This is a genomic window from Bacillota bacterium (assembly GCA_040754675.1).
Lineage (GTDB): Bacteria > Bacillota > Limnochordia > Limnochordales > Geochordaceae > Geochorda.
Genome location: JBFMCJ010000395.1, coordinates 1 through 3,863, shown reverse-complemented (window position 1 = coordinate 3,863; position 3,863 = coordinate 1). Strand labels below are relative to the sequence as shown.

Below are 3,863 nucleotides of genomic sequence, written 5' to 3'. Positions count from 1 at the left end.
GATGCTCTGGACAATGCGGTCGCGGAGAGCTTCTTCGCCACCCTGCAGACCGAGCTGCTCGATCTCAGGCCGTGGCCGACCCGCCAGTTGCTGAAGACCGCTGTCTTCGAGTACATCGAGGCCTTCTACAACCGCCGCCGGCGCCACCCGGCCCTCGGGTATCTCAGTCCGGACGAGTTCGAGAGGAGGTGGTACCTCCACCACGAAGTCCCCGCTACGGCTGCTTAGCCACAGGCTGTCCACGAAACTGGATCAACTCCAGAGCCGTGGGGAAACGCACACTGGAGGCGTTGGGGAAGGCCGGCTTCGAGTACATCGTAGGGATGCGAATGCGCCGGGTGCGGGGAGTGCGGGACGAGGTGGTGGGAAGCCCCGGCCGCTATCGGGTGGTGAGTCCGACCCTGAAGGTGAAAGAGGTGGTCCGCCAGGGCCGCTACTACATCCTGGCGTACAACCCCAAGGCGGCCGAACACGACCGGAAAGCCCGCGAAGAAGTGGTCGCCCGCCTTCGGGAGGCCCTGAAACCGGGCAGCCCCAGCCATCTCATCCGCCACAGCCGTTACCGGCGCTACCCGAAAGTCCACCGGCAAGCCTGGGAACTCAACGAGGCGGCCATCGAAGCGGATGGCCGCTACGACGGGATGGCCAACACGAATCGGGATGCGGCCGAGGTGGCGCAAAGCTACAAGACGCTGTGGTGGGTGGAGCGGGCCTTTCGGGACCTCAAAAGCTCCTTGGAGATCCGCCCGGTCTACGTGTTGACCGACAAGCATGTGCGGCGGCATGTGGCGGTTTGCTTCCTGGCCTTCGTCCTCGAGTCGTACCTGCGCCACAAACTCGGGGATACGATCTCCTACCGCCAAGCGCTGGCAGACCTGGAGAAGCTAAAGGCGGTTCCCCTCCAGATCAAGGCGAAGCGCTACGTGCTGCGCACGGAGCTGAAGTGCAAGGCTTCCGCCGTCTTCCGCGCGCTGGGCATCCAGCCGCCCAACCGCGTCGAAGACCTGCCGCTTACTCAGACCGCGTAGTGGCACGCCCCTCGCGCGCCCCCGCAAAGCCCTGTCGTTAAGGGAAGATCACAAAGTCAGGTGTCAAACTCCAGCCCGATCGGAAAGCGCCGACTACCTCAGCTAAGGATCGGGATCTTGATGCCCGTGCGGCGGGCGGTCTCGATGGCCTTCTCGTAACCGGCGTCGGCGTGGCGCACCACGCCCAGCCCCGGATCGGTCGTCAGCACCCGCGAAAGCCGCCGGGCGGCGTCGTCGGTGCCGTCGGCCACGACCACCATCCCGGCGTGGAGCGAGTACCCGATGCCGACCCCGCCGCCGTGGTGCACCGAGACCCAGGTGGCCCCGGCCGCGGTGTTGAGGAGCGCGTTGAGGATGGGCCAGTCGGCGATGGCGTCGCTGCCGTCCTTCATGCCTTCGGTCTCCCGGTTCGGGGACGCCACCGACCCGGCGTCCAGGTGATCCCGCCCAATGACGATGGGGGCCTTGACCTCGCCCCGCCGGACCAGGTCGTTGATGATGAGCCCCATCTTCGCCCGCTCGCCGTAGCCGAGCCAGCAGATGCGGGCCGGCAGCCCCTGGAACTTCACCTTCTGCTGCGCCATCCGGATCCAGCGCACGAGCCGCTGGTTTTCGGGAAACGCCTCGATGACCGCCTGGTCGATCCGGTGGATGTCCTCGGGGTCGCCCGAAAGCGCCGCCCACCGGAACGGCCCCTTGCCCTCGCAGAACAACGGCCGGATGAACGCCGGCACGAAGCCCGGGTACTCGAACGCCCGCTCGAGCCCTGCCTCTTTGGCCTGCTGGCGGATGTTGTTGCCGTAGTCGAACGCCACCGAGCCCCGGGCCTGCATGTCCAGGATGGCCTGCACGTGCACTTTGATGGACTGCCGGGCGCGCCGCACGTACTCCGCCGCGTCGCGCTTGCGCAGGTCCGCGGCCTCCTCGAGGGTGAGGCCGGCGGGGATGTAGCCGTTCAGCGGGTCGTGGGCCGAGGTCTGGTCGGTGACCACGTCGGGGATGCGGCCCCGGCGCACCAGTTCCGGGAAGACCTCTGCGGCGTTTCCGACCAGGCCGACGGAAAGGGGCTCCCGCCGGGAGACGGCCTCCTCCACCCATGCGAGCGCCTCATCGAGGTCGTGCGTCATGCGGTCGCAGTAGGCGGTTTCGAGGCGGCGCCGGATGCGGCCCGGGTCGACCTCGACCACCAGGGCGACCCCTTCGTTCATGGTGATGGCGAGGGGCTGCGCTCCGCCCATGCCGCCGCACCCGCCCGTGAGCACCCAGCGGCCGCGCAAAGTTCCTCCGAAGTGCTGCGAGGCGCACTGGGCGAACGTCTCGTACGTGCCCTGCAGGATGCCCTGGGTGCCAATGTAGATCCAGCTTCCCGCCGTCATCTGGCCGAACATGGTCAGGCCCATGGCCTCGAGTTCCCAGAACTTCTCCCAGGTGGCCCAGGCCGGCACCAGCAGGCTGTTGGCGATGAGCACCCGGGGTGCGTCCGGGTGCGTGCGGAACACGCCCACCGGCTTTCCGGACTGGATGAGAAGGGTTTCATCTCCTTCCAGCTCTTTGAGGGCGGCCACGATGGCGTCGAACGCCTCCCAGTTGCGGGCGGCCTTGCCGGAGCCGCCGTAGACGATGAGTTCCTCGGGCTTCTCCGCCACCTCCGGGTCCAGGTTGTTCATCAGCATGCGCAGGGCGGCTTCCTGCGGCCAGCCCTTGCACGAAAGCTGCGTGCCCCGAGGGGCGCGCACCACCCGCGCGGTCTGCGGTGCGGCCATGTTGCCCTGACCCCCTCTTTTCGGTCTACGTCCGGGCGCTCGGGGCCGTGCGGACGGCCTCAGCACCGGAGCCGGCCGAAGTAGGCGCTGGCCACGGTGGGGCTACCGACGAGCTGCCGGCCTGGGCCGGAGAGGACGATTTGTCCCGATTCCATGACGTAGGCGTAGTCGGCGATTTCCAGCGCCCGCCGTAGGTTCTGTTCGACGGGGAGCACCGCGAGCCCTCGCTGTTTGACCCGTTCGAGGCCGGCCACCTCGGCCCCGGTGTCACGGAAAGCCAGCCAGCTCAGCGCCCCGGGGATGTCGACCGCCCCCACCACGCGCCGCTCCCGCGGCACCGGTAGCCCGCCAATGATAAGCCCGGCACCAGCTCCACTCCCCCGGGGTTCTGCATCCAGGCGTTGGAGGCCACCACCAGGACGCTCGACGCCGCGCCGCCGAGGGCCACCGGGATGCCCGTCAGCCAGTGCGCCAGCGGCGACAGCCTCTCCCAACCATACAGGTACAGGGCAAAGCTCATAGTAGACCCCGAGGTTCTGGAAGGAAAGCCCGTGGTTAAGGGCACCCGCCTTTTTCAGAACATGGGCTCCGACGTTGCTTGGGTTCGACTGGAGGCTCCCGGCAGTTCCGACGACGAGGTACTGTCTAGGGCACGGAAGGAGCGCCGGGTCCTGCTTACTTTCGACAAGGATTTCGGCGAGCTCGTCTTTCAACGGGGTGACCATGCCAGCTACGGGGTCGTGCTGTTTCGAATTCCCCTCAACTCACCACGGGCAGTAGCACAGCCACGGCTAGGCGACTCGGGGGAAGGACTCACGTTCACGCGTCGTCGATAACGTGCGGCGCTAACTCGGGATAGCGCCGGCGCAGCGCCTCGGGATTTGAGAGCTCCTCTGCTTGCCGAATAGCCATCTCGGTCTCTTAAGGGTACAGCGCCGCATACCGAACCGCGGCCTCTACACCCTGCCTCGAGAATTCCTGGCCTCATTATCCATCACGAGGTATCCCCCTGCAAGAACGGTGCCGGCCGGTGACAGCGTGGCAAAGACGTCCCTACTTCATGTGCTGGATA

6 protein-coding genes are annotated in these 3,863 nt (G+C 66.9%); 3 read left to right on the top strand and 3 right to left on the bottom strand.

Annotation, left to right across the window (positions count from 1 at the left end):
• Window positions 1-228, top strand: a 228-nt coding sequence (locus AB1609_17650) for an IS3 family transposase (GenBank protein ID MEW6048272.1), incomplete at its 5' end; no start/stop codon positions are given.
• A gap of 38 nt (window positions 229-266) precedes the next feature.
• Window positions 267-1,028, top strand: a complete 762-nt coding sequence (locus tag AB1609_17645) for a hypothetical protein (GenBank protein ID MEW6048271.1) — start codon at window positions 267-269, stop codon at window positions 1,026-1,028.
• Window positions 1,029-1,126: 98 nt separating this feature from the next.
• On the opposite strand, the gene hutU is transcribed toward AB1609_17645, so the two are convergent.
• Genes hutU through AB1609_17630 form a run of 3 tightly spaced genes read right to left on the bottom strand, consistent with a single transcriptional unit; the run spans window position 1,127 to window position 3,311 of the window.
• Window positions 1,127-2,791 carry a urocanate hydratase gene (gene hutU, locus AB1609_17640; protein MEW6048270.1) on the bottom strand — a complete coding sequence of 555 codons (1,665 nt, stop codon included), beginning with the start codon at window positions 2,789-2,791 and terminating at the stop codon, window positions 1,127-1,129.
• Window positions 2,792-2,850: 59 nt separating this feature from the next.
• Complete coding sequence (locus AB1609_17635) at window positions 2,851-3,108, bottom strand: hypothetical protein (protein ID MEW6048269.1); 258 nt, start codon at window positions 3,106-3,108, stop codon at window positions 2,851-2,853.
• Window positions 3,078-3,311, bottom strand: a complete 234-nt coding sequence (locus tag AB1609_17630) for a cytochrome ubiquinol oxidase subunit I (GenBank protein ID MEW6048268.1) — start codon at window positions 3,309-3,311, stop codon at window positions 3,078-3,080. Before AB1609_17630 ends, AB1609_17635 begins: the two co-directional genes overlap by 31 nt.
• Between AB1609_17630 and AB1609_17625 the strand changes: the two genes are divergently transcribed.
• Window positions 3,244-3,627 carry a DUF5615 family PIN-like protein gene (locus tag AB1609_17625; GenBank protein MEW6048267.1) on the top strand — a complete coding sequence of 128 codons (384 nt, stop codon included), beginning with the start codon at window positions 3,244-3,246 and terminating at the stop codon, window positions 3,625-3,627. The genes AB1609_17630 and AB1609_17625 overlap by 68 nt on opposite strands.
• The last annotated feature ends 236 nt before the right edge of the window (window positions 3,628-3,863 follow it).

What these genes read in the sequence shown, in the direction of transcription:
- hutU (MEW6048270.1), bottom strand. Translation starts at nt 2,791, where the DNA reads ATGGCCGCACCGCAGACCGCGCGGGTGGTGCGCGCCCCTCGGGGCACG.
- AB1609_17630 (MEW6048268.1), bottom strand. Translation starts at nt 3,311, where the DNA reads ATGAGCTTTGCCCTGTACCTGTATGGTTGGGAGAGGCTGTCGCCGCTG.
- AB1609_17625 (MEW6048267.1), top strand. Translation starts at nt 3,244, where the DNA reads ATGCCCGTCAGCCAGTGCGCCAGCGGCGACAGCCTCTCCCAACCATAC.